Here is a 23,638-nt window from a genome sequence, read left to right on the forward strand (position 1 = left end):
CATTTTTTTTCGCGATGGTCAAAATATGGCGTCGTCACGTTTTGCATTCGGTGTCTTGCATGATGCATGCAATCGACAAAATGCAGTGTCATTTAACGCGCTTTGGCCATACTGCGAACAGTCTTACGCGGTAGAACCAAGCGCAGGGAGCTGTGGCCTTGCTAGACTAGCTTTGAGAATTGAAGCCAACGGAGAAGTCTCGTGACCCAGCCCTTAGTAAAGGCTTTCGTATTCGACGTTTTCGGTACCGTGGTGGACTGGCGCGGCGGCATAGCGCGGGAAGCTGCGTCGTTTCTAAACGCTCTCGGTCAAGCGAACGCGTCGCCGGAAGCGTTTGCCGATGCATGGCGCAGTCGCTATGCGCCCGCAATGCAGAAAGTCCGCAGTGGCGAAAGACCGTTCGTAAGGCTGGATGTCTTGCATCGAGAAAATCTGGACGACGTGTTGCCCGAATTCGGCATCAACAAAGATGCCGTTCCAACGCATGTGCTCGATGAGTTGAATCTCGCGTGGCATCGTCTGGACCCTTGGCCCGATTCCGTAGAAGGACTTGCGCGCCTCAAGACGCGCTACATCATTGCGCCGTTATCGAACGGCAATATCAAGTTAATGGTGGACATGGCGAAACACGGTGGTCTGCCATGGGATGCGATTCTCGGCGCGGAAACAGCGCAGGCTTATAAGCCAACGCCGCAGGCTTATCTGCGTGCGGTCGATGCGCTCATGCTCAAGCCTGAAGAGGTGTGCATGGCGGCGGCCCATAATAGCGATCTCGTCGCGGCAAGGGCGTGCGGCCTGAAGGCTGCGTTTATCGCTCGGCCTTATGAGCACGGTGCGCGACAAGCCACAGACCTCAAAGCAGAAAGCGATTGGGACTTCATCGTGAACGACTTGAACGAACTGGCCGATGCAGCCGGCGCTTGAATGGCGACTCAAGGCGATGACGAGGGGACGTCATCGCCTTTCGAACAAAGCGCAGGACGTTATTCAACGCCTTCGACAATGCGGAAATCACGCTCCACTGAATCGCCTAACGTAACGAGCGCGTCCTGATAGGTCTTGCTGTCGTAAGCGGCTTTAGCAGCATCGAGTGAGTCGAACTCGATGATTACCGTGCGTTCCTTAACGCCATCGCCCTGAATGAACGACGCCACGCCGCGCGCGAGAGGGCGTCCGCCGCCTTCCTTGATCGCAACCGTCGCCTGCTTCGCGTACTCCGCGGCCTGATCAGCGTTGATGATCTTGCGGTATGCGCTGACCCAATATCCCTTTGCCATCTCTATCTCCGTTTTGTTACCTGAGTGATTGAGCGCCGGACTTCGTCACGTGCGACTCGTCCGGTTCGAAGGCAGCATAGCAAACTCTCGCTTGAGGCATGCGAGCGCTAAGAGCAGCCTTTAATCGGCTGCGTATTTGCGGTCCAGCTCGTCGTACAGCGGCTTGTTCACGAGCCGCTGACGTTCCGAAAAAGGTGCAACTATGCCTGGATCTTCATCGAGACGGCCTTGTGTCTTTAGTGCCGACAACGCCGTCTGCATACCACGCACGGCGCCTTGCAACGCGGCGTTGGCATAAAGGACGAGGCTAAAGCCAAGGCGCTCGAGGTCCTCTCGCGCTGTTACCGGCGTCTTTCCGCCGATGACGAGATTGATGAGTTGCGGCGCTTCGACGAGTTCGGTTAGCGAGGCAATTTGCTCTGGCGTCTCGATGGCCTCGATGAAAAGAATGTCGGCCCCGGCTTCGACAAATGCGCGCGCCCGCTCTATGGCGCGGTCGAAGCCTTCCACCGCGCAGGCATCCGTGCGTGCAATGATCTGGAAATTCGCGTCCTCGCGTGCGTCGACCGCGGCGTGGATCTTGCCGACCATTTCGCTGGTCGAGACCACGTTCTTACCCGCGAAATGGCCGCATTTCTTAGGCATCACCTGATCTTCGAGTTGAATGGCGTCCGCGCCCGCGCGCTCGAGCGTGCGTACGGTGTGGCGCACATTGAGTGCATTGCCGAAGCCGGTATCCGCATCGACGATGAGCGGAACATCGACGGCATCGCGAATACGAGAGGTATGTTCCGCGACTTCCGCGAGGCTGATGAAACCAAGATCGGGCAGTCCTAGCGACATATTCGTAACGCCTGCGCCGGTTATATAAATTGCTTCGAAGCCGAGGTCGACGGCCACGCGTGCGCTCATCGCGTTGAAAGCGCCCGGTAACAGCAGTGCGCGGCGCGCGTTGACCAGTTCGCGAAAGGCGGCGCGGCGGCGAGAGGATGACGTGGTCATGGCTTGATTCCGTAAGTAAGAGATTTTTGCGTTTGGTTCATGTTAAAGCGTGCAGCGGTTTGGCGCTTGGCGTCAAGCGCGTCGTCGCTTAACCGGGGACACGCGCATCGGGAATGGCGCGGCCTAGGCGCTGCGCATTCTTATAGACTGCCTGCATGAATAGAACCGCGTTGCGCGATGGCGGCGCAAAGCGCGAATAAACGAAGCTTGCCGTCAAATGTATGTGTTCGCGTAGCGGGCGTATGGTGAGAGCTGTGCCTGCCGTGGCGAAATCATCGACGATGGTCACGCCGAGCCCGCCTTCGACGAGCGCCAGTGCCTGATCGGCGCGCATCACGTCGATTGTCGACTTGAGTTCGACGCCCGCTTGCTGGCACGTCTGTGCGATCACGGTTCCAAACGGAATGTCTCGCTTGAACAGCACCACGGGTTCGCTTACCAGATCGGCAAGCGACACGACCGATGCCGCTTCAAGTCTGTGCCCCCTTGGCAAGGCGCAAACCATGCTGCCGTACATGAACGAAACGTTTTCCAGATGTTCGTGCGTGACCGGCATTGCGGCAACGGCGACCTCTGCTTCCTTGCTCAAGATTTCCATCGGCATGTCCGCCATTAGTGTGGTCTGCCAGCCTACGGTCAGTGCAGGCAGCTTGGCCTTGATATCGACGAGCGCGGGAGCCACGACGCTCATTGCGAGCGATGCACTGCAAGTGACGCGCAAAAGGCTCGACGGCCCTAGCGAAAGCGCGCGCGCGAATTCATCCACGCGCACGGCAGCCTGATAAACCTGCTCGATTTCCCTGAATAACGCATGTGCCTCGGCCGTGGGAATGAGGCGGCTCTTGGAGCGCTCGAATAAGCGCAGGTCCAATGTCGTCTCGATGTGAGACACGAGCTTGCTCACTGCAGGCTGCGATACGTAGAGCAACTTGGCTGCCGCGTTGATGGAGCCTGTGAGCATGACCGCACGAAAGACTTCCATATGGCGGAGTTTGAAGCGCATCGGTTCGCCGTACAGCTTAACTAAAAGTTATAGCTTAAAGGAAATTCAGCATACGACAAAGCCAGCGTTTGTCCTTAGTATCGGTTCGAGTGATTTCTATCGCAAAGGGACCATGAACAAACTGGATTTGCAGGACCGTGTATGTGTCATCACCGGCGGCTCCGGTGGTATCGGGTATGCGATTGCTGAGCGCTTCGTTGCGTCGGGTGCGAAGGTCGTGCTTTGGGATATCGACAGCGAGGCTGCCTTTTCCAAGGCCGAGCAGGCTCGCGCGGCGTTCGCTTCTCAAGTAGATGTGACGAATGCCGCCAGTGTAGTCAACGCGGCGCAGGAAGCACACAAGCGCTTCGGATCAATCGATGTGTTGATCAACGCTGCGGGTATCAATGGAGATATCGGTCCAGTAGAGACATATTCGATCGACGCATGGCGGCGCGTACTCGACATCAATCTTACGGGCGTTTTTATTTGTTGCCGCGAAGTGCTGCCTTATCTGCGTCGCGCGCGGCATGGACGTATCGTGAGTCTGTCGTCGGTCGGGGGCAAGGAGGGCAACCCGAACCAGGGTGCTTATGGCGCGTCGAAGGCAGGCGTGATCGCATTGACGAAGTCGCTTGGCAAGGAGCTCGCGGATACCGAGATTCGCGTCAACTGCGTGACGCCCGCGGCAATCGAATCCGACATGCTGCGCGGCATGACCGAGGATGCACGCAACTTCGTGCTCGCCAAGATTCCGCTAGGACGCGCGGGCCGTCCAGACGAAGTTGCGTCGATGGTGACATGGCTCGCCACGGAGGAATGCTCGTTTTCCACCGGCGCGGCGTTCGATTTGACGGGTGGAAGGGCAACGTATTGATGAAACCCCTATCGCTCGCTCATCTCACGGTACTGGACGTAGGCCCGCCAGATCTTATCGAACTGGCGGCGAGCGCTGGCTTTCGAGCGATCAGCATTCGTCTTTGCTCACCCGTGCACGGCGGTATCGAGTATCCATTGCTTGCGAGGTCATCTGAATTGCGTTCGACCAAGCGCTTGCTGCATGAGCTCGACGTGAAGGTGACCGATATCGAAGTGATTACTCTTGCGGCCAATACTTCCATTGGTGACTATGAAAGCACATTCGAGGCAGGCGCGGAACTCGGAGCACACCGTGCATGCGTGAATATCGACGATACCGACCGCGCACGCGTCATCGATCGCTTCAGCGCATTATGCGATCTCGCGGCGCCATTCGGTTTGTCGCTCGATGTCGAGTTCATGCTATGGCGTCCTGTCGCGCGTCTAGCCGATGCTGTGAATATCGTGCTGTGCTCTGGCAAGCCCAATGCGTTTGTTCTGATCGACGCGCTTCATCTCATCCGTTCAGGCGGAACGGTGGAAGAGGTCGCGGCGCTTGATCCGCAAATCATCGGCAGCGTTCAGCTTTGTGATGCGCCAATGGCGTCTCCCGCTGACATCGTTGCAGAGGCACGTGGAGATCGGTTGTTGCCCGGGGAAGGGGAGTTGCCCTTACGCGCGCTGCTTGCCGTGTTGCCCGATAACCTTCCGCTAGCAGTCGAAGTGCCGCTTAAGCGCGAAACCAATCCGCTTAAACGCGCGATACTCGTACAACATGCTAGTCAAAGCCTTCTTGAGACGAGCGCTCGCGTAACACGATAGAAGCTTCGACTTCCATAAAAAAACAAGGAGACAACATGACGACAGAAACGATTGGTCGAACCTCGGGAACGACATCATCGAGCGTGCCAGGCGGCAAGCATGCCAGAAAGGCCGCAATCGCGGCGTGGATCGGCAGCGCGCTCGAATACTACGACTTCTTTATCTACGGCACTGTCGCCGCGCTCGTCTTTCCAAAGATATTCTTCCCGCCCGGCGACATGACCGCCGCGACGCTTGCATCGATGGCGACCTTTGGCGTGGCTTATGCCGCACGTCCTTTAGGCTCGTTCCTCATGGGCCACTACGGTGACAGGCTCGGCAGAAAGGTCGTGATGGTCGGCACCTTGCTCTTGATGGGGCTCTCGACGTTCTTAGTGGGATGCTTGCCGACTTATCAGACCGCGGGACTGCTCTCACCTGCGCTACTCGTGTTGATGCGAATCTTGCAGGGCATCTCCGCAGCAGGGGAGCAAGCCGGGGCGAATTCAATGTCGTTCGAGCACGCGCCCGCGCATCGTCGGGGTTATTACACGAGTTGGACTTTAAGCGGGACGCAGGGCGGTCAGGTGCTTGCGCCCGCTGTAGTCTTGCCGCTTGCGGCTTTGTTACCCGAAGATCAATTGCTGTCGTGGGGCTGGCGCTTGCCTTTCTGGTTGAGTGTGGCGGTGGTGATCGTCGGCTTTATCGTGCGTAGCCGACTCGAAGAGACGCCTGCCTTCGAAAGCGAAGCCTCGCATGGCGAGGTGCCGAATATGCCGCTCAAGACGCTGCTTACGGGTTATCGCAAGGAATTACTACAGGTTTTCTTTGCCGCGCTCATTGCGTCTATAGGCACGACGTTCGCCGTGTTTGCGCTTTCGTTTTCGCGCGCACAGGCGCAACCCATCAGCACTTCGGTCATGCTGTGGACGGCTATCGTCGCTAACTTCATCGCGGTCTTCACCATTCCGTTATGGGCCACGCTATCCGACCGTATCGGCCGACGACCTGTATTTATCGCGGGAAACTTGCTGTGCGCAGTTAGCGTCGTGATCTTTTTGTGGTCGATCACGACGGGGAGCAATGCGCTCGTCTTTGCAGCGGGAGTAGTGCTCGGCGGCTTCGCTTATAGCATCACGAATGCCGTGTGGCCGGCGACATACGCGGAACGCTTTCCGACGCAAGTCCGCCTTTCCGGCATGGCGATCGGCACGCAGTTTGGCTTCGCCGTGGCCGGGTTTGCGCCGCTAGTGGAATCCGCGCTCATAGGTAAATACAGTACGGCGTCGTGGGTCATGCCGGCTGCATTCGCGGTGCTGGTGTGTCTGTTGTCCGCAGTGTCCATCTTTTCTATGCGGGAGACTTATGACGTTCCGCTCGAGCAGCTCGGCAAACGTAATTCGATCCTCTAGCGCTGACGCCAACGCAGCCCTCGCGGCATGAAGCATAATGGCTCCGAACTCGACAGGAGCCATGCATGACCGAAACGTTGAAGGATCTGCCGTTGCCCGATGGCATCCGCTCACGTCTGATCGACAACGGCAATGGCCTCTCCATGCACGTGCTGGAAGCAGGTTTCGAAACGCCGGGCAGACCATGCATCGTGCTCTTGCATGGCTTTCCCGAGCTTGCTTTTAGCTGGCGCAAGGTGATGCCGGCGCTTGCCAATGGCGGCTATCATGTCGTCGCGCCCGATCAGCGCGGCTACGGGCGTACCACGGGCGCGGCTGCTATATTCGATACGGATCTCGACGACTTCAATTTTCCAAATCTCGTGCGGGACGTGCTTGGGCTTATAAGTGCCTTGGGCTATCACAGCGTGGCAGCGGTCATCGGCCATGATTTTGGTTCGCCCGTAGCAGCTTGGTGCGCGTTGATCAGGCCGGATGTCTTCAGGTCGGTGGTCATGCTTAGCGCGCCGTTTGCGGGGCCGCCGACATTTCCATTTGGCACCGCATCGGAACATGCGCTGCATGAGGCGGGCGATACGGCATTGAACGAGATGGCCACTGTCTTGGCGGCGCTAGACGCGCTCGACCCGCCCCGTAAGCACTATCAATGGTATTACTCGGGTGTCGATGCGAATGAAGACATGTGGCACGCGCCGCAAGGCATGGCCGCATTTCTGCGCGCTTATTTTCACGTGAAGAGTGCGGACTGGCCGGAAAATCATCCTCATCCTTTAGCGGCGTTGAGCGCGGAAGAACTCGCTACGTTGCCGACTTACTATGTGATGGAGAAAGATAAGAGCATGCATGAGACGGTCGCACCGCATATGCCTTCGGAGGAGCAGATCGCATCATGCGCATGGATGCCGGAATGCGATCTCGACGTCTATGCGGGGGAATATTCGCGCACCGGTTTTCAAGGCGGGCTTAACTGGTATCGCTGCGCGACTAGCGACGCTCACACGGCCGCGCTTAAGACATGGTCAGGCAGCACGATAGACGTGCCTGCATGTTTCATTGCTGGAAGTAGCGACTGGGGCGTGTATCAGCGGCCTGGCCAATACGAAGCGATGCGCATGCGCGCATGCAGCAATTTCCGCGCGGTGCATATGATTGAAGGTGCCGGGCATTGGGTGCAGCAAGAACAGCCGGTCACGGTAGCTAACCGGATTCTGCGATTTCTCAGGCAGGACGCGTTCGGCTTTTAGACTGCCGCACGCGTCCTCTTTGCCTGATGCTTCTAATACTCAACCGGCGGTGCGCTTACCCTTGATAAGACGCGCCACGCGTTCGGCGCCGAGCCGCCATTCATAAGGATTCGTGTAGTCGAACTCGCGCACCTTGCGGGACAAATATGGCCAAAAGCTGTCTCGCGTCCTGGAGTCGTTCACACGCGCCTGCCGTGAGAGACGGCGATTGTCGTTCCAGGGAAAGCTGCGGACTTCTTTCGATGCCCGTCGCGGCAAGCCAAACACCATCGAATACGCATAGCGCGGTGCATCCGAATGATTCGGACCCGCGAAATGCAGCGTACGTCCCGCATGAATGGTGCAGTCGCCGAGTTCGAGCGGACAAACGACCGCCTCGCCAGGATTGAAGCCCGTGACGCATTCAAGGCCATGCGTGCTCGGATCGCCACCAATGGGGCCATGCGGAAGCACGGGTCCAATATGAGAGCCGGCGATGAACTGCATGCACCCGTTGGTCAGCGACACCGGCTGCAAGGGGAACCAGAAGTTCACCTCTCGATGTTCGATGCGCGGGTCGGTGAATGCTTCATCCTGATGCCAGGGTGTCACGGCCTCGGTATGAGCGGGCTTATGAAAAAAGCTGTCGCTCACGAAGCGTGCCTTGGGGCCGAGCAGTTGCATGGCGACACGTTGCACGCGCCGATTCAGCTCGCTCTCCATGAGGCTTCGCTCGAAATGCGACGGACCATGCAATTGCGCGAGCTTAGGCTTGTCCGGACCCTCACCTTCCGGATAAAAGTCGAACAGCATGCCTTGCTTGAATCCCGCCTTTTCGCGCAGCAGGCGGTCGCCAATTGTACGCAAGGTCTTAATTTCCGCATGCTCCGCAACTTTCTCAAGACGAAGAAATCCGTCCTTCCAAAAGCCCTCGCATTGCGCTTGGGATAACGATGTCATCTCCCTTGTCGCCCCGCTCAAAGAAAGAAATGCATATCACTGGAATAAAGCTTCAACAGTGAAACAGCACACAAAACAGCGTTCTGTACGGTCTCGCACAAAGCGCCCCCATGGCCCTCGACGTCTGGCTGAACTTGCCGACTTTGATTTTTTGAAGTCTTTAGCACGCAGCACACGGTTGAACTTTACGCGAAAGGTGCTTTCACCTTTGTTCGCTGCCGCTTACTGAGAGAACAACAAGCGATACCAAATTGACGCTAATCTTGAAGAAATCGCTAGCAATCGCGCCGAGGTCCATCAAATGTGCTAGCCGCCAACCTTAGTCTACGTGGTGGAGCATACATCATGCTTTCATTCGTTGGCGCGTTACAGTCGCTTGCAACGCACCCATCTGGCGGATTCGAGCGGCATTGGCGGACAAAGCCTGGCTGAGAGCGGCAATCAGCAAGCAACATTTCCCGCTTAAACGTTTTACTGTTAAGCGGTTGCAACGATTTGATCGCGATGTAATCTCGATGATTTTTTTAGTATCGTTGCGAATCGCAGACATGCCGCTAAGACATATTCAACTCGAACAATTCTCCGCCAACAGCGATACCGGCCACATTTACGCAAAGGTGTTTCGGCATGTATCGAATTGCGCGCGCTGGAGAAATCAGGGAACTCGTTGAAAGTCATCTATGTCCACGCACCTCGCGGCTGTGAAGGCCGCTATGCATGCAAGGAGGATATCGATGCAGCAAGGACGCGTTGCCGCACTCGACGCTGGTCGTGCGCTCGCGATTGTCGGGGTTGTCGCAGTACATCTATCGTTTCAGTTCCCCAATCTGCCGGGGGCGGTGACGCTGCTGACGCACATGGGGCAGTACGGCGTGCAGTTGTTCTTCGTCATCAGCGCAATCACGATCTTCATGACCCTCGAGATGGACCATGCGCGATGTGTCGACGCGCGCCACGTCGCGCTACGCTTCTATATCAAGCGCTTTTTTCGCATCGCTCCGCTTTACTATGCGGCCATCGTCATCTACGGCCTTATCAGTTACGGGGCGACGCGCTCCGGTTACGAACACGCCTGGGTGCTCGGCGTGCATGGTCCGGTCGATATCCTCCTCAACATGCTTTTCCTGCATGCGCTCTCGCCAACGGCCATCAATAACGTGGTCCCGGGAGGATGGTCTATTGGCGTCGAAATGCTCTTCTACTTGATTGCACCGCTATTGTTTTTCCTGGCGATAAATCGCAAGCGTCTGCTCCTCGCCTCCGTTTTATTGCTAGCGCTTTCCTTTGCCATTACATCGATGAGCGAATGCCACGGCGTGCTCGATTGCGATGTGACGAACAACTCGTACAGTTACTTCTGGCTGCCCGTGCAGGGACCGTGCTTCATCGTTGGCATGTGGGCGTGGTATGCCTTTCGTTCGCACTTGACGGGCGACGAAAGAGTGACGCGACTTAAGTCGTACCTCTACGCTTCGCTGGCGCTTGGCTTTGCCATCGTGACCGCGATGCTCGGCGTATGGCTCGCTAAAGCTCATGCTCTCGCACCGTTGTTCGCGGCATGTAGCGCCGTAGCTTTCCTGCTGTTCGTTTGCACGCGCAGCGCGCGCAAAGCAAGTACGCGGCCTATCATGCGCAAGACACAAAGCCTGTCGATGATCCGCCGCTGTGCCGCCGCGTTAGGCCGTGAGAGCTACGGCATTTATCTTTGGCATTTCATTTGTGTCTACGTGACCTTCCATTTCTTTGAGGGAAGGTTCAAGGAGACAAGCAACGAGACAGCCTTGGCGCTATACGGCGCTACGCTGACGGCGGTGCTGGCGGCGTCGTATGCGTTGTCGAGATTATCGGATCGAGCGATTCAGGGCCGCGCGACGCGGCTCTCGCAGCACTTACTGGCAGCGCTCGACAGACGCTTTGATTAGTCTTCGCCTCGTGCGTCTTAAGCGCTCGATGCCTCAAGCGTGCGATCTGCTTTAGCGCGCAGACCATAAGCCGTCAACATACGATAAAGCGTGACTCGCGAAATGCCCAACTCATCGGCCGCTTCACCCAAGCGGCCGCGATGACGCAAGAGTGCGACTTCAATGGCTTGCCGCTCTGCGGCTTCGCGTGCTTGCGCAAGCGTCGTCGGCGCAGCTTCGGCGTATTCGCCGAGTTCGAGATCGCTAGCGAGAATCTGACGTCCTTCCGCCATGACAATGGCGCGACGCACGCGATTAATCAATTCACGCACATTGCCCGGCCAGCCGTAATTGTGAAGCGCCGCGATGGCGCACGGCGAGAAGCCACGCAAGCGTCGGCTCGCATCTTTTCTATAGCGATCGAGCATATGATTGGCGAGCAGTTCGATATCCTTGCCGCGTACGCGCAAAGGGGGCTCGTCGATCTGCAAGACGCACAAACGGTGGTATAAGTCCGCGCGAAAACGGCCTTCGATCATCGCGGTTTGCATATCGACGTGCGTGGCCGAAATGATGCGCACATCCACGTCCGTCGAGGTCTGGCCGCCAAGACGTTCAATTTTGCGTTCTTGAAGAAAGCGCAAGAGACTCGCTTGACTCTCGAGCGGCAGATCGCCGATTTCATCGAGAAAGAGCGTACCGCCATCCGCGGCTTCCACACGACCGATCTTGCGTTGATTTGCGCCCGTAAATGCGCCGCGCTCGTAGCCGAACAATTCGGATTGAAGCAGATGCGGTGGTATGGCGCCGCAGTTGATTGCGACGAATGGTTGATCGCGACGTACCGAGCGTTCATGAATTGCAACCGCCGTTAATTCCTTGCCGGTGCCTGATTCGCCGGAAATGAACACCGGTGCGTCCGTCATGGCGACTTTACGGATTGATCGATAAAGCGCCTGCATGGCGTCACATGAACCGACCATGCTGCCTTCCTTGCCATCGTCCTTACGCAATTCGTTGCCGGTCGCGCCGCTCGCCGTATCGTGCAAGGCGACCATGCCATACGCATGACCGACTGCATCGACTATGCGATCCGCCGATGAAGGCACGGTCACGTAATCGAAGCAGAAGTCGCGGATAAGCCGACAGATCTCGGGATTCTCGACATGCTCGGCGTCGACCGTTGCAACCCAGCCAATCTGGCAGAGTGCAAGCAATTCGGCGACAACGGCCGTATCTTTTGCGAGCCCGCGTTTAGTCAGGTCGACAATGCCGGCGGCAGCGCGCTTGCCATGACGGGCGGCTTTAGGTGGCTTGGCGGGATCGATTTGCTCGATCGTCCAGCCGCGAGCATGCAAGCGCTCGGAAAGTTCTTCCGATACGGTGCGCCCGGCATAATAAAGCGTCCTGTTTTCCCCGTGCATGGCTTTTCTCATCGTATTTGTATATGCCGATAGTATGCGCTTTATTCCTAAGAGCTTAAACGCCCCGCAAACGATAACGCGTTTTTGAATGTTTGCATTGATCTGTACAAATCGATTAAAAACGAAAGAGAAAAATTTGCGGATGCGGTTTGCGATCTGTGTCTGTACGCTTGCGCACTGCCGATCGGCCCTGTCGGAGCAAGGGCAAACGTTGAAAACGCGCCGTACATTTTACTTGCTGGTTTCAGGGACCGCATCGGGTGAACGAATTTTAGCGCTGGTTTGAGCCTTAGCGGAAATATCGGATAATTTGTATTCTCAAATGAACTCGTCTGCCAGACACCAGAATTTTTGAAGGCAAGGCGTAACGTCGTGGAGTGTGCCCGCCCGATGAATACCAGTCAGAAAATGGATCAGCTCAGCACCCTTGCATCCTCTCGTCAGCCGCGTTTGCTGTTCGTCGAGGACGATCCGGCCATGATTCGCATCGTGGGCGAAATGCTTGCGGAATTTCCTGATCAGCGCTTTGCCATGACAGGCGAAGCGGCCTTGACGCTCGCTCGTCAATCAATCCCCGACCTGATTTTGCTCGACGCCAATCTGCCAAACATGACGGGCTTCGACGTTTGCGAGGTTCTTAAGCGCGACCCTAAGCTTGCACACGTGCCCGTCATCTTCGTGACGAGTCATGACGCGCCCGCGTTAGAGGTCGATGCTTTTCGCATGGGCGCGGCCGACTACGTTATCAAGCCGCTGGTTGCTGCACGACTGCAGGCACGTGTGCGTGCTCAACTGCGCTTGCGCCGCCGAGTCACGGAAGCACGGACGCAAGCTGTGAGCGCAGACACAACGCCGCAGGTTCAACGCAAGGCAGCGAGCATCTATGTCGTGGGCATTCTTGCGGACGATACAGCCGATGCGCATCGCGACGCGCTCGAAGCGATCGGCGCGCTGGACATCGTGGCCGATTGCAAATCCGCGCTGGTTCTTGCAAGCCGCCATGCGCCCGCCGCGATCGTGCTCGATTCACGTTGCTGCGAACATGGTATCGACGAAACTTTGAGCCAATTGGAAGCCTCACATCCGCATGTGCCGATAGTCGTACTCGTCGAAGCATGCGATGTCGCAATCGAGCAGCGCACGCTGGATAGCGGTGCGGCGGATGTCATCGCCAAGCCGGCAAAGCCCGCAGTATTGCAGGCTCGCGTGCTCAACGCATTGACGGCGGCGCGCAAAGTCGAAGAGGAAATCAATGCGCTTCGTGAATCGCCGGGCGGCGCGAGCGTGCATTCGTTTCCAGCGGCTTCGCGCGAAGGCCGTGATGCGTGAGCGCTGCGATTTATTCTAAAGGTGCAAGAGCGAAGCGCGCACGTCCGGCGCGCTTTGCTTCGTAAAGAGCGTCGTCTGCGGCCTTGATGAGCACAGCGGAGGTCAGCAGTTCGCGCGATGGCAAAACCGCGGCCACACCCGCCGACAAAGTCACATGCTCATCGACGTCCGAAAGGCGATTCGCAATGGCCAACGCACGCACGGCGTCCAGCATCTTCTGCGCGACCAGTTTGGCACCATCGACATTCGTATTGGGCAAGAGGCACGCGAACTCTTCGCCGCCATAGCGCGCAATCTTGTCATAGGGCCTGCGCAGACTCTTCCCCAAAGTCTTGGCAATCGTCTTTAAACAAGCATCGCCGGCCTGATGGCCGTAGTGATCGTTGAAGCGCTTGAAGTAATCCACATCCAACAGGATCAACGAAAGCGGCGAATTCTCACGTGCGCAATGCCGCCAGTCCGCAAGCAAGTCTTCATCGAACTTGCGTCGATTAGCGACACCGGTAAGACCGTCCAGCAGGGCGCTTGCGCGCAAGCGGTCGCCTTGCAGCTTGAGCGTCAGATGCGTGCGCACGCGTGCTCGCGTGATGACAGGATTGATCGGCTTAGTGATGAAATCAACGGCGCCGAGTTCGAGCGCTTTAACTTCGTCGTCTTCGTGATCCTGCGAGGTGATGAAGATGATGGGTGTATCGCGCGTCAACGGATCGGACTTGAGGCGGCGGCATACTTCGTGTCCGTCGAGATCGTCCATCACGACATCGAGCAGAATCAAATCGGGCAGTTCGTTTTGCGCGACTTGAATAGCTTGCGCGCCGCTCGTCGCCATGAAGATGTCGCACGTGTCGCGAAAGAGTTCATACAGCACGCGAATATTGACAGGCTGATCGTCCGCGATTACAAGCTTGGGACGACGGTGCACATGCATGAGCCATTGCTCAAGCTCTTCCATATCAGTTTTGCTCCAGCATGTCGCGCGCGAGTCTTGATGCGCGCTCAAAGTCGAGAGCGCGTACGCGCGCAAGCAATTGTTCAAAGGCAACGCGCTGGTCATCCGGCGCTTGCGGCCACAAACTCTCGGACATTGCAATCGCTTGAAGATTCGATGAATCGAGCAACGCAACAATGTCGTTGAGGCGCGCGCGCCAGTCTTCGTCGGCGAGAGGCTGTATTTGCGGCTTCTCTTGCGTACTTGCATGCCTTTGCGGGAATGCTTGCGTGAGGCGCTCGACGCTCGTTGCAAGCAACTGCTGCATGCGCGCGAGTTGTGCGTCGATGGAGGCGAGCGCGCGCGCCGTATCGTCCGAGGCTTTGAGATCGTCTTCGAGCCGCGCAGCGAGCTTTGCCAATGCCGATGCGCCAACAGTGCCCGCGCTACCCTTAAGCGTATGCAGTACCGATGCCACGCCCTGAACATCGCGCGCGGCAAGCCGTGCAACAAGCCGCGTCAGATGCTTGGCGGTCTGCGGTCCAAAGCCATCAATCGCGTTACGAATCAGATCATGATTGCCGCCGAATCGCGCGAGCAGCGACGCGGATGGCTCGACGATGTCATCGTCTTCCGCATGACTCGATGCCGCGTCTTCCACGACGGCTCGTGCACTGAGCACTGCCACCAGCCGCTCGACATCGATCGGCTTGCCGACGTGATCGTTCATGCCCGCAGCGAGACAGGTGTCGCGATCCGCATTCGATGCATTCGCCGTCATCGCGATGATCGGCAACGCGCCGAAGCGGCCATCCGCACGTATCAGTCGGGTGGCTTCCAGTCCATCGAGGTCGGGCATCTGCACGTCCATCAGAACGGCGTCGAAGCGCGCGTTGCCGTGGAGCACGGCATTCACGCCTTCACGTCCGCTTTCCGCAAGCGTCACGGTGGCGCCTTCCGCGCGCAACAAACCTTCCGCGACTTGCCGGTTGAGCGCATTGTCTTCGACTACGAGCAGTTCGAGTCCGGCGAGACGCCGCGTGCGCGGCGCGCTTACCGGGACAGGCAGTGCCTCTTTGTCGTTTGCATTCGATCTTGCCACGCGAATCGCGGCGACGAGTTGCTTGGGCGTGACCGGCTTGGTCAAAAAGCCGGCGAAGGGCGGCGCGCCGCCTTCTTGCGTTTCCCTCAGCACTTCGCGTCCGAAAGCGGTGACGAGCAACACGAGCGGCGGCGCGGCGCGGCCTTTCATCGTGTGGATCAGGCGTGCGGCATTCAAACCGTCGAGCCCTGGCATGCGCCAGTCCATCAGGGCGATGTCGTAAGGCTGGTTGTCGCGTGCCGCATCGCCGATGCGTTCCACGGCTTCGATGCCGCTCTCGACCACATCGGCGTGCCATCCCAGCGAGCGCACCGTGCGCAATAGGATTTCGCCCGCGATGGGGTTGTCGTCGGCGATCAGGAGGCGCACCGGATGATCGAAGTCGATGTCATCCGTTTGAATTTTGTGTACCGCCGATTGAATGCCGAATTCAATATCGAACCAGAAGCGGCTGCCCACGCCCACTTCGCTCTCTACCTGCAGTTCGCCGCCCATCATCGCGACGAGCCGTTTGCAGATCACGAGTCCGAGCCCGGAGCCGCCGAAACGGCGTGTAGTCGATGCTTCCGCTTGCGTGAAGCCTTCGAAAATGCGTTCGAGCTGAAGCGCGCTGATGCCGATGCCGCTATCGCTAACCGCCACGCGCACGCGCACCGACGCGTCTTTGACCGCTTCGATGCCATGCACGCTCACGACGATCTGCCCGGCCGTCGTGAACTTGAGCGCGTTGCCCGCAAGGTTGATGAGCACCTGCTGCAGGCGAAAGCCGTCGCCCAAGAGCGTGTCGGGCAATTCCGGGTCGAGGTCGAACAGTACTTCCACGTCCTTCGTGCCTTGATTACCGGAGAGTACGACACCGAGTTCTTCCATCAGCTTTTCAGGCTCGAACGGATGACTGTCGAGTTGCAGCTTGCCTGCTTCGATCTTCGAATAATCGAGAATGTCGTTGAGCAGGTTGAGGAGCGACTTGGCTGCGGTTTCGGCTTTGCTCACGTAGTCTTGCTGACGACGATTGAGCGAAGTCAGTTGCACCAGATGCAGCATGCCGAGGACCGCATTCATCGGCGTACGGATCTCGTGGCTCATGTTGGCGAGGAAGGTGGATTTGGCCGCGCTCGCTGCATCGGCCTGTTCCTTCGCGTGACGCAGGTGGTATTCGAGTTCGTATTGATCGGTGACGTCGTAATTTACGCCGGTCATCGAGACGGCGCGGCCGCTCGCATCGCGTTGAATGCGCAGTCCGCTCTGAATGCGCCGGATCGCGCCATTCGCCAGAACGATGCGAAAGGGCGGCATGACGACAGGCGCTCCGTCGATGGCCGCCTGCAGACTTTGCAGCGTCGCGTCACGATCGTCCGGGTGGATGCGCTGCTGCCAGTGCTCGATATTCAATCCGTGGTCGAGTAGTTCGGGCGGATAGCCGTAAATCTCGAACATGCGCGGCGTCCAGTGCAGCCGCCCGGTAACGATGTCCCATGACCAGATACCGAGTTCGGCGATATCGGCCGCGAGCAACAGCTGGTCGCGCGCATCGGCGAGTTCACTGCGCTCCTTCTTTTGCCGCGAGATGTCCGTAATGACGCATACAAAATGCAAAGCGCCATCTAGTTGCATCGCGCCCGTGGAGACATGAGCGGGGAACGACGTGCCGTCCTTGCGAAGCCCGGCGAGTTCGCCATTCGCCGTGGGCACGCCGGTGCCAGTAGTGAATTGCGTTATGTATTCGTTATACGTTTCGAGCCAGGCCGGCGGCACGAGCAGGCGGATGTTCTGTCCGATCAGTTCGCTCGCGGCATAGCCGAAGACCTTCTCTCCCGCCGTGTTGAACGAGCGTATCGCGCCGCGTTCGTCGACGGTGATGATCGGGTTGATCGCCGTATCGAGTACGGTTCGGGTAGTGGCAAGACTGCGCGCGAGCTCCTGCTCGATCTTGATGCGGCTCGTAATCTGCCGCACGATCTTGAAGCCGAACAGCGCGAGCGCAAGTGCCAGCAATGCGGTGACCGCCGCATGCCAAAGCGTGTCGCGCCACCACGGTGCGACGATCTCGTCACGCGAGAGCGCCGCCGCCACGAAAAGCGGGTAATCCTCGAGCTCGCGATAACTGTTCAGACGCGTGACGCCATCCTGCGACGAACTGGTTATGAAGCTTCCTGAGCGGCTATCGGCGCGATGCATGCGAAAGAGCGTCGTGTCGACCATGCTCTTACCGACGAAACGGTCCTCGAACGGTCGGCGCACGATCATCGCGCCGTCATTCGAAACCAGCGCCGCCGCGCCGCCCTGGCCGAGGTCGAGACTGTCGTAGAAGCGCGAGAAGAAGGCCACGTCGATGGTGGCGAGCGCCACGCCCGCGAAGCTGCCGTCGGGCGCATCGATGCGCCGCGATATCGGCACGATCCACTTGCCGGACGAGCGGCTCTTCACCGGCAAGCCGATATGCGGCCCGCGCCCGGTGTGCGTGCGATGGTATTCAAAATACTCGCGGTCGGCATTGTTGAAACGTTGGCTGAGCGCCGGGCGCGAGTTGACGAGCCACGCGCCGTTTTTGTCGTAGATGAAAAGACCGTTGAGTTGAGGCAACTGTTCGACCCGCGTCACGAGCGAGCGATGCAGCCGTTCGAGCGCGGCCGGTTCGGTGCCTTCCTGCTCGACACGTTCGACCATGCCGATGAGCGTGGTATCGGCTTCCTTGAAGGTGTCGTTTGCATGCTGCGCCATGGCGCGCGCGAGGTTGGCCGTGGCCGTGGTCATTTCTTCGAGCTGCACGCGCCGTGCGGCAATGCTGCGCCACACGTCGGTGCCGAACAGCAGGACACAGACGGCCACGATGAAGGCCGTCATCCTGAAAGTGAGGGATTGGCGACTGGACACGCCGGAATCTCCGTTTAAGCGAGTGCCAATGGCGCAGGCCGGGGTTCTGTTCTGAACGCTGCCGTATCTTATCGTGCCATTCGGAGGAGACCGTCGAGGGGCGGGCCTGGCGTGTACGGGGTCGTGCGCGGTTATCCGACATGTTTACGGCAGCCACAGGAAAAATCTTGATGGCGGTATGTCCCGGCATCGGTAAAAAGGAGGAATCGTGTTTTGCATGCAGCATGCATGGTGCCGGCATTCGGCATGCAAAATTCCAGGCGCGAGCACGTTCAGCCAAGCAAGCCATCCCGCGACGGATCGCCTCCACGCTGCCGATTGACGAGTCGTCCCCGAAACCAGAACGTCCATGCGAGCAGACCGCCATAGATTGCGTAGCTGATGAAAGGCGAGACGACGAGGTAGCGTTCGACGGGCCAGTTCCACGCTAACCAGAACCGCAACGCCGTTTCGATGGACAGTCCAACGCCCCAGACGAGCGTCATGAGTCGCAATGAGTCGCGCAGCGCTGCGCTGTCGCGCCAGTAACTCTCGAAACGTTCGGCGCCGCCTTTCTGTTGGCGAGCGACGGTCGCGCGCGCGAGATAGAAGATCAGTGGACGCTCGAACAGCATCGACACGAGAAATACGACGCCCGTCGCGCCCGACGCAAGCGATTCGCGCACGAGCAGGATGCGCGGACTACCGCCGAGCGCGAGCAAAACGATAGAGAGAGCAATGCCGAACAGCACCAGCGCAGAGACCGCATCGACGCGCCGTGAGCGCGTGAACTCGAATAGGCTCCATGCAAGTGGTGGCGCGGCGGACGCATAGAGCGCGTCGACGTTGCCCCAATGCGGCAGGGCGAGGCGATATACAACCCACGGCAGCAGCAGGTTGGCGACGAGTTCCAGTGCCAGTGCGGGTTTGATCTTTTTCATGGACTCATGACGTGACGCCTTCGCGATGAGGCGGCCTTGAGCCCGAGTATAGAAGATCGCGACCGGCTGTTTCAGCCCTTCATCGACCGTTCGAGTTGCGCGGCAATCCAGCTTCGGTCGAACGTGCCTTCAGCGATGGATCGCAAAGCCTGTGCTTCTTTTTGCTCGGTCTGACGCGCGCGCTCGATCACATCGGCTGCATCGGCTTGTGCGATGGCGAGCACGCCGTCTTCATCGCCGACGATGATATCGCCCGGATACACGACCATGCCGCCCACCGTCACCGGCACGTTGATCTCACCGGGTCCGTTCTTATAAGGCCCACGATGCGTAACGCCGCGTGCATACACTGGAAAATCGCGCGAACGCAATGAAGCGACATCGCGGATCGCGCCGTCGATGACGAGGCCCACAATGCCGATGCTCTCTGCATAGCTCGACATGATGTCGCCCATCAACGCTTGCGTGAGTTCTCCGCCGCCGTCGATCACGAGGACGTCGCCGGGGCGGCAAAAGTCGAACGCGCGATGAATCATCAGATTGTCGCCGGGCCGCGTGCGCACCGTGACAGCCGTGCCCGCCAGCGTGTTTGGCCGATGATAAGGCGTGAGTCCTATCGTGCCCGAACTGCGAGCCATGCTGTCGGAGAGAAGCGATACCGCAAGCGACTTCAATGCCGCGAGCACTTCGGGACTTGCCTGCGCGGCAGATTCATTCTGCCGCCATCCGGGGGCGTTCATTGCGAGACTCCTTGCCGTGAGCTTTGACGTGCGATTTGTGAATCGAGACGCGCATAAACAGTGCGCGCGTTGTGCTCGAAGATACGCTGCCGGTCTTCATCCGCGAGCCATGCAATGCCGTCGATATAGCGGCGCGTATCGTCGTAGTGATGACCCGTTTCTGGATCGATACCCTGCACCGCGCCGATCGTCTCCGAAGCGAAAAGGATGTTCTTCGCCGGAATGACCTTGGCAAGCAACTCGGCGCCAGGCTGGTGATAAACGCAGGTATCGAAGAACACGTTGTTGAGCAAATGCTCATTGAGACGCGGCTGCTTCATGTCTTGCGCCAGCCCGCGATAACGTCCCCAGTGATACGGCACCGCGCCGCCGCCGTGCGGAATGATGAACTTCAGCGTCGGAAAGTCCTTGAAGAGATTACCCGCCAGCAACTGCATGAACACCGAGGTATCGCCGTTGATGTAGTGCGCGCCCGTCGCATGAAAGTTGGGATTGCACGATGACGACACGTGGATCATCGCAGGCACGTCGAGTTCGACGAGCGCTTCGTAGAGCGGATACCAGTGGCGGTCGGTCATCGGCAAACCGGACCAGTGACCGCCCGAAGGATCGGGATTGAGATTGCAGCCGATGAAGCCCATCTCTTCGACACAGCGTCGCAACTCGGCAATGCAATTTGCAGGATCGACGCCCGGTGCCTGAGGCAACTGACATACGCCGATGAATTGCCGCGGGAACAGCGACACCACGCGATGAATGAGGTCGTTGCATTCCTTCGACCATGCTTCGTTGGCGCTTGCATCGCCGAGATGGTGGCCCATGCCGGCCGCACGCGGCGAGAAGATCGTGAGGTCTATACCGCGTCCGCCCTGCACGCGTAATTGCCCGTTTTGGATGGTCTCGCGTATCTGGTCGTCGCTGATCGATGGACGAGGCGGCACGGGCACGCCGTCCTTCAGCGCGGCGATCTGCTTCGTACGCCAGGCTTCGTGTTCTGGCGGTGACGTGGTGTAGTGACCGTGACAATCGATGATCATGGAATGAGTCTCGCGATGTTTAAAGCGTTTGTTGGGCGCGGCGAGGCGTGGTACTGGCTTCGTCTTCTGGCGGACGTACACGCATCACGAGCGCGATGATCGTCGCGACCACGAGAAACGCGGCGATGGTGACGAGCGCGAACTTGAAGCTGCCCGTTGCGTTGCGCACGAGCCCGATGCTCCACGGTCCCACGAGACCGCCAAACTGCGCGATGGTATTGATGAGCGCAATGGTCGCCGCGCCTGCCGCACCCGTGCGAAACGAAGCAGCGAGACTCCAGAACAACGGATTGCCCGCATAGATGAAGAGGCCAGTCACGCACAGAAGCGCATAAGCAACGATCGGCGAGGGCGCATAAGCGCTCCCTGCAATAGCGATGGCGCTCATGCCATAGACGAAGGCCAGATGCTTCTTGCGGTCGCCCGTGCGGTCAGAACTGCGGCTGATGAGAAAGGTGCCGAGCACGCCGAAGAGCGGAGGTGCAGCAGAAAGAAAGCCCACTTCGATATTCGACAGATGGCCGAGGCTCTTCACGATTTGCGGCAGCCAAAGAAAGAGTCCATAGATGCCAACGAGCGCGCAGCCAAAGAGACATGCAAGGCTCCACACGCGAATATCGGCGGCTACACGCCACATCGAAACATGACCGCTGCCACCAAGCGCCGCGCGTTCCGTTTCGAGCGTGCCTTCGAGCCAGTGCTTTTCTTCAGCGGTGAGCCAGTCGGCATCGGCGGGACGTTCCTGCATCACGCGCAACGTGATGATGCCGAGAAGAATGGCGGGCACGCCTTCGCAAATGAACATCCACTGCCAGCCTTGCAGACCGAGAATGTCGTTGCCGTAGGTCATGAGCGTCGTCGAGATCGGTCCACCCAGCACCGCTGAAAACGAGCCTGCGATGATATAGCCGCCCACTGCACGCGCCCGATAACGTTCGGGGAACCACTTGGTCAAATACACGGCGACGCCCGGCAAAAAACCTGCTTCCATCACGCCGAGCAGAAAACGTACGGTGTAGAAGGTCGTATCGTTGAAGACGAACGCAGTGGCCGCCGCGACCGCGCCCCATGTGATCAGAATACGTGCAAGCCAGCGTCGCGCGCCGACCTTATGCAGGAGCAAGTTGCTCGGCACTTCGAGCAGCATGTAGCCGACGAAGAACACGCTGCCCGCAAAGCCGAAAACCGCTGGACTGAAGTTCAGCGCGCGATTCATATCGAGCGCTGCAAAGCCGATGTTGATGCGGTCGAGATAGTTGAAGAACATCATCGCGAAGAGCAACGGCATCAGGCGGCGATACACCTTGGCCATGGTCGCTTTCGCTATAGGGGAGTCGCTCGTGGCTATTGCTGCGTTCGTTGGCTGAATCATGTCGTCTCCATGCCGCGCTTGCTCGATGCAGGCGTCTTTGCAATCCGCGCTCCTGTTTGCAGAGCGCAAGGGACATGATAGGGACGTGAGCCGTCCTCCGTCCAACACGGATTGCGCATGCTTCTATGCGTTTTAGCTTATAGCGCGCTGGCAGCGTGAGCTTCGTTCGGCAGGCAAGCGAGAAACGCTTGCAGATGCGGCGAGCTGTCATCTTCACGAAAGCTCGCTGTCAACGATGTGATCTGACTCGCGCCCGGTCCCGTGAGATGCTTGCAGACGACGTCGGCGCGCCCATGCCGCGCCACCGATTCACCGACATACGTTACGCCAAGGCCCGCGGCCACGAGTGCAATCGCGGTCTGTATCTCGTAGGCTTCATGTCCGACAATGGGCGTGATGCCGGCGTCGCGATAGAGCGTGGCGATGAAGCGCGGAAACTGCGCAGCCGGATGCTTCGGATAGACAATGAGCGGCGATGTCGCGAGGTCATCCACGCGCACGCTGTCACGTGCGGCAAGCGCATGATCGACGGGCAGAACCGCCATCACGCGCTCATGCAGCAGGATGCGTCTCGTGCAGCCAGGACGTTCGGGTGCTTGTCTGCCAATGCCGATATGAATGCGTGCATCGCGCAGTGCATCGGCTTGCTCCTCGGTGAGCATCTCGAAGAGCTTGAGTTCGACCTTCGGATAAGCCGCATGGAAGGCCTTCAACGCGGGCGGCAAGACGCTGTACATCGCCGAACGCGTAAAGCCGACGGAGAGCCAACCATGCGTGCCGGCATCGATCGCCCGCACGCCTTGCGTCGCTTGTTCGCAATGGTCGAGAATTTGGCGCGCTTCGGTATAAAAATAACTGCCCGCTTCGGTAAGCCGCAAGGGACGGCTTCCACGATCGACGAGCTGACTGCCAAGGCGTTCCTCTAGCGCGCGAATCTGCTGGCTTAACGCAGGCTGCGCGATATGCAAACGCTCGGCCGCGCGGCTGAAGTTCAGTTCTTCAGCTAGCACGATAAAGCATTGCAGTCCCCGTAGATTCATTGCAAAAAGGCTCCCCAGGCTCCCGCTTCCGATTAATGGCATCGCTCATGATAAAGGGGAGCCGCATTGAGAGCCCGGGAAATGTGCCTTGCAATTATCTGGACGGCGGCGTGCCACCCGTACCCGGCAGAACATGTGGTCCGCCCGTGACAGGAGTGGGCGTATTAGCGGTATTTGCCGCGTTTGCGGCATTCGCGGAATTCGCTTGCCCGTTCGAGTATCCCGGCGACGACTTCGGCTGCTTCGGCTGAAGCGACTGATTGATAACGCCGATCTGCCCGAGCTTCTGCGCCGCGCGATTGTCGGCCTGCGCGGCTGTGGTGAGGGCAAGGCTTGCCGTGCCGACGACAAACGCCATTGCAATGCGCCACGGCATACCGTTGCGATGATTTCTCATGATGACCTCCTTCAAGCGGCTGTCTGCAAGAATCAGACAACCTACTGATAGCATGCGCA

Annotated in this window: 20 protein-coding genes; 7 read left to right on the plus strand and 13 right to left on the minus strand. The window is 58.5% G+C overall.

The window, feature by feature from the left end; all coding sequences use genetic code 11:
• Positions 1–201: 201 nt before the first annotated feature.
• A complete protein-coding gene (locus NCT03_RS22735; RefSeq protein WP_250494014.1) occupies positions 202–924 on the plus strand; it encodes a haloacid dehalogenase type II in 723 nt (240 codons plus the stop codon).
• Positions 925–983: 59 nt separating this feature from the next.
• Here NCT03_RS22735 and NCT03_RS22740 read toward each other — a convergent pair whose 3' ends face one another.
• The 3 genes from NCT03_RS22740 to NCT03_RS22750 all read right to left on the minus strand — a co-directional run bounded on the left by NCT03_RS22740 (position 984) and on the right by NCT03_RS22750 (position 3,282).
• Positions 984–1,277, minus strand: a complete 294-nt coding sequence (locus tag NCT03_RS22740; RefSeq protein ID WP_244831306.1) for a DUF1330 domain-containing protein — start codon at positions 1,275–1,277, stop codon at positions 984–986.
• A 120-nt stretch (positions 1,278–1,397) separates the two neighbouring features.
• Complete coding sequence (locus NCT03_RS22745; RefSeq protein ID WP_250467970.1) at positions 1,398–2,279, minus strand: isocitrate lyase/PEP mutase family protein; 882 nt, start codon at positions 2,277–2,279, stop codon at positions 1,398–1,400.
• An 88-nt stretch (positions 2,280–2,367) separates the two neighbouring features.
• Complete coding sequence (locus NCT03_RS22750; protein WP_250467971.1) at positions 2,368–3,282, minus strand: LysR family transcriptional regulator; 915 nt, start codon at positions 3,280–3,282, stop codon at positions 2,368–2,370.
• A gap of 112 nt (positions 3,283–3,394) precedes the next feature.
• Between NCT03_RS22750 and NCT03_RS22755 the strand changes: the two genes are divergently transcribed.
• The 4 genes from NCT03_RS22755 to NCT03_RS22770 all read left to right on the plus strand — a co-directional run bounded on the left by NCT03_RS22755 (position 3,395) and on the right by NCT03_RS22770 (position 7,576).
• Positions 3,395–4,138, plus strand: coding sequence for an SDR family NAD(P)-dependent oxidoreductase (locus tag NCT03_RS22755; protein WP_250494015.1), 744 nt, complete (start codon positions 3,395–3,397; stop codon positions 4,136–4,138).
• On the plus strand, positions 4,138–4,941 hold the full coding sequence (locus tag NCT03_RS22760) for a sugar phosphate isomerase/epimerase family protein (RefSeq protein WP_250494016.1): 804 nt from the start codon (positions 4,138–4,140) through the stop codon (positions 4,939–4,941). The genes NCT03_RS22755 and NCT03_RS22760 overlap by 1 nt, the downstream gene beginning before the upstream one ends.
• A gap of 35 nt (positions 4,942–4,976) precedes the next feature.
• A complete protein-coding gene (locus NCT03_RS22765; RefSeq protein ID WP_250494017.1) occupies positions 4,977–6,332 on the plus strand; it encodes an MFS transporter in 1,356 nt (451 codons plus the stop codon).
• Between the two features lie 65 nt (positions 6,333–6,397).
• Positions 6,398–7,576 carry an alpha/beta hydrolase gene (locus NCT03_RS22770; protein ID WP_250494018.1) on the plus strand — a complete coding sequence of 393 codons (1,179 nt, stop codon included), beginning with the start codon at positions 6,398–6,400 and terminating at the stop codon, positions 7,574–7,576.
• 39 nt (positions 7,577–7,615) lie between these two features.
• Here the strand turns inward: NCT03_RS22770 and NCT03_RS22775 are convergent, their stop codons facing one another.
• A complete protein-coding gene (locus NCT03_RS22775; protein ID WP_284503409.1) occupies positions 7,616–8,515 on the minus strand; it encodes a phytanoyl-CoA dioxygenase family protein in 900 nt (299 codons plus the stop codon).
• 734 nt (positions 8,516–9,249) lie between these two features.
• Between NCT03_RS22775 and NCT03_RS22780 the strand changes: the two genes are divergently transcribed.
• Positions 9,250–10,437 (plus strand): acyltransferase family protein, encoded by a 1,188-nt coding sequence (locus NCT03_RS22780; protein WP_250494020.1) that lies wholly within the window; start codon positions 9,250–9,252, stop codon positions 10,435–10,437.
• Between the two features lie 17 nt (positions 10,438–10,454).
• On the opposite strand, the gene NCT03_RS22785 is transcribed toward NCT03_RS22780, so the two are convergent.
• Positions 10,455–11,840: a sigma-54 dependent transcriptional regulator gene (locus tag NCT03_RS22785; RefSeq protein ID WP_250494021.1), complete on the minus strand. Its 1,386-nt coding sequence runs from the start codon at positions 11,838–11,840 to the stop codon at positions 10,455–10,457.
• Positions 11,841–12,248: 408 nt separating this feature from the next.
• On the opposite strand from NCT03_RS22785, the gene NCT03_RS22790 reads away from it, so the two are divergent.
• A complete protein-coding gene (locus tag NCT03_RS22790) occupies positions 12,249–13,169 on the plus strand; it encodes a response regulator (protein WP_250494022.1) in 921 nt (306 codons plus the stop codon).
• A 10-nt stretch (positions 13,170–13,179) separates the two neighbouring features.
• On the opposite strand, the gene NCT03_RS22795 is transcribed toward NCT03_RS22790, so the two are convergent.
• From NCT03_RS22795 to NCT03_RS22830, 8 genes are all read right to left on the minus strand, one after another.
• Positions 13,180–14,121 (minus strand): diguanylate cyclase domain-containing protein, encoded by a 942-nt coding sequence (locus tag NCT03_RS22795; protein WP_250494023.1) that lies wholly within the window; start codon positions 14,119–14,121, stop codon positions 13,180–13,182.
• A 1-nt stretch (position 14,122) separates the two neighbouring features.
• A complete protein-coding gene (locus tag NCT03_RS22800) occupies positions 14,123–18,073 on the minus strand; it encodes a response regulator (protein WP_250494024.1) in 3,951 nt (1,316 codons plus the stop codon).
• A 272-nt stretch (positions 18,074–18,345) separates the two neighbouring features.
• Complete coding sequence (locus NCT03_RS22805) at positions 18,346–18,993, minus strand: VC0807 family protein (RefSeq protein ID WP_250494025.1); 648 nt, start codon at positions 18,991–18,993, stop codon at positions 18,346–18,348.
• 71 nt (positions 18,994–19,064) lie between these two features.
• The gene (locus NCT03_RS22810) at positions 19,065–19,733 is read right to left on the minus strand and encodes an RraA family protein (protein WP_250467980.1); all 669 of its coding nucleotides are present in this window, start codon (positions 19,731–19,733) and stop codon (positions 19,065–19,067) included.
• On the minus strand, positions 19,730–20,770 hold the full coding sequence (locus NCT03_RS22815; RefSeq protein WP_250494026.1) for an amidohydrolase family protein: 1,041 nt from the start codon (positions 20,768–20,770) through the stop codon (positions 19,730–19,732). Before NCT03_RS22815 ends, NCT03_RS22810 begins: the two co-directional genes overlap by 4 nt.
• Before the next feature lie 19 nt (positions 20,771–20,789).
• Entirely contained in the window at positions 20,790–22,142 is a 1,353-nt protein-coding gene (locus NCT03_RS22820) for an MFS transporter (protein ID WP_250494027.1), read from the minus strand.
• A 137-nt stretch (positions 22,143–22,279) separates the two neighbouring features.
• Entirely contained in the window at positions 22,280–23,182 is a 903-nt protein-coding gene (locus NCT03_RS22825; RefSeq protein ID WP_250494028.1) for a LysR family transcriptional regulator, read from the minus strand.
• Between the two features lie 94 nt (positions 23,183–23,276).
• A complete protein-coding gene (locus NCT03_RS22830; RefSeq protein WP_244831322.1) occupies positions 23,277–23,579 on the minus strand; it encodes a hypothetical protein in 303 nt (100 codons plus the stop codon).
• Between the last annotated feature and the right edge of the window lie 59 nt (positions 23,580–23,638).

Origin of the sequence: Caballeronia sp. GAWG1-1 (genome assembly GCF_023631465.1) — a bacterium.
Taxonomy (GTDB): Bacteria; Pseudomonadota; Gammaproteobacteria; order Burkholderiales; family Burkholderiaceae; genus Caballeronia.

What these genes read in the sequence shown, in the direction of transcription:
- NCT03_RS22740 (WP_244831306.1), bottom strand. Translation starts at nt 1,277, where the DNA reads ATGGCAAAGGGATATTGGGTCAGCGCATACCGCAAGATCATCAACGCT.
- NCT03_RS22745 (WP_250467970.1), bottom strand. Translation starts at nt 2,279, where the DNA reads ATGACCACGTCATCCTCTCGCCGCCGCGCCGCCTTTCGCGAACTGGTC.
- NCT03_RS22750 (WP_250467971.1), bottom strand. Translation starts at nt 3,282, where the DNA reads ATGCGCTTCAAACTCCGCCATATGGAAGTCTTTCGTGCGGTCATGCTC.
- NCT03_RS22755 (WP_250494015.1), top strand. Translation starts at nt 3,395, where the DNA reads ATGAACAAACTGGATTTGCAGGACCGTGTATGTGTCATCACCGGCGGC.
- NCT03_RS22760 (WP_250494016.1), top strand. Translation starts at nt 4,138, where the DNA reads ATGAAACCCCTATCGCTCGCTCATCTCACGGTACTGGACGTAGGCCCG.
- NCT03_RS22765 (WP_250494017.1), top strand. Translation starts at nt 4,977, where the DNA reads ATGACGACAGAAACGATTGGTCGAACCTCGGGAACGACATCATCGAGC.
- NCT03_RS22770 (WP_250494018.1), top strand. Translation starts at nt 6,398, where the DNA reads ATGACCGAAACGTTGAAGGATCTGCCGTTGCCCGATGGCATCCGCTCA.
- NCT03_RS22775 (WP_284503409.1), bottom strand. Translation starts at nt 8,515, where the DNA reads ATGACATCGTTATCCCAAGCGCAATGCGAGGGCTTTTGGAAGGACGGA.
- NCT03_RS22780 (WP_250494020.1), top strand. Translation starts at nt 9,250, where the DNA reads ATGCAGCAAGGACGCGTTGCCGCACTCGACGCTGGTCGTGCGCTCGCG.
- NCT03_RS22785 (WP_250494021.1), bottom strand. Translation starts at nt 11,840, where the DNA reads ATGCACGGGGAAAACAGGACGCTTTATTATGCCGGGCGCACCGTATCG.
- NCT03_RS22790 (WP_250494022.1), top strand. Translation starts at nt 12,249, where the DNA reads ATGGATCAGCTCAGCACCCTTGCATCCTCTCGTCAGCCGCGTTTGCTG.
- NCT03_RS22795 (WP_250494023.1), bottom strand. Translation starts at nt 14,121, where the DNA reads ATGGAAGAGCTTGAGCAATGGCTCATGCATGTGCACCGTCGTCCCAAG.
- NCT03_RS22805 (WP_250494025.1), bottom strand. Translation starts at nt 18,993, where the DNA reads ATGAAAAAGATCAAACCCGCACTGGCACTGGAACTCGTCGCCAACCTG.
- NCT03_RS22810 (WP_250467980.1), bottom strand. Translation starts at nt 19,733, where the DNA reads ATGAACGCCCCCGGATGGCGGCAGAATGAATCTGCCGCGCAGGCAAGT.
- NCT03_RS22815 (WP_250494026.1), bottom strand. Translation starts at nt 20,770, where the DNA reads ATGATCATCGATTGTCACGGTCACTACACCACGTCACCGCCAGAACAC.
- NCT03_RS22820 (WP_250494027.1), bottom strand. Translation starts at nt 22,142, where the DNA reads ATGATTCAGCCAACGAACGCAGCAATAGCCACGAGCGACTCCCCTATA.
- NCT03_RS22825 (WP_250494028.1), bottom strand. Translation starts at nt 23,182, where the DNA reads ATGAATCTACGGGGACTGCAATGCTTTATCGTGCTAGCTGAAGAACTG.
- NCT03_RS22830 (WP_244831322.1), bottom strand. Translation starts at nt 23,579, where the DNA reads ATGAGAAATCATCGCAACGGTATGCCGTGGCGCATTGCAATGGCGTTT.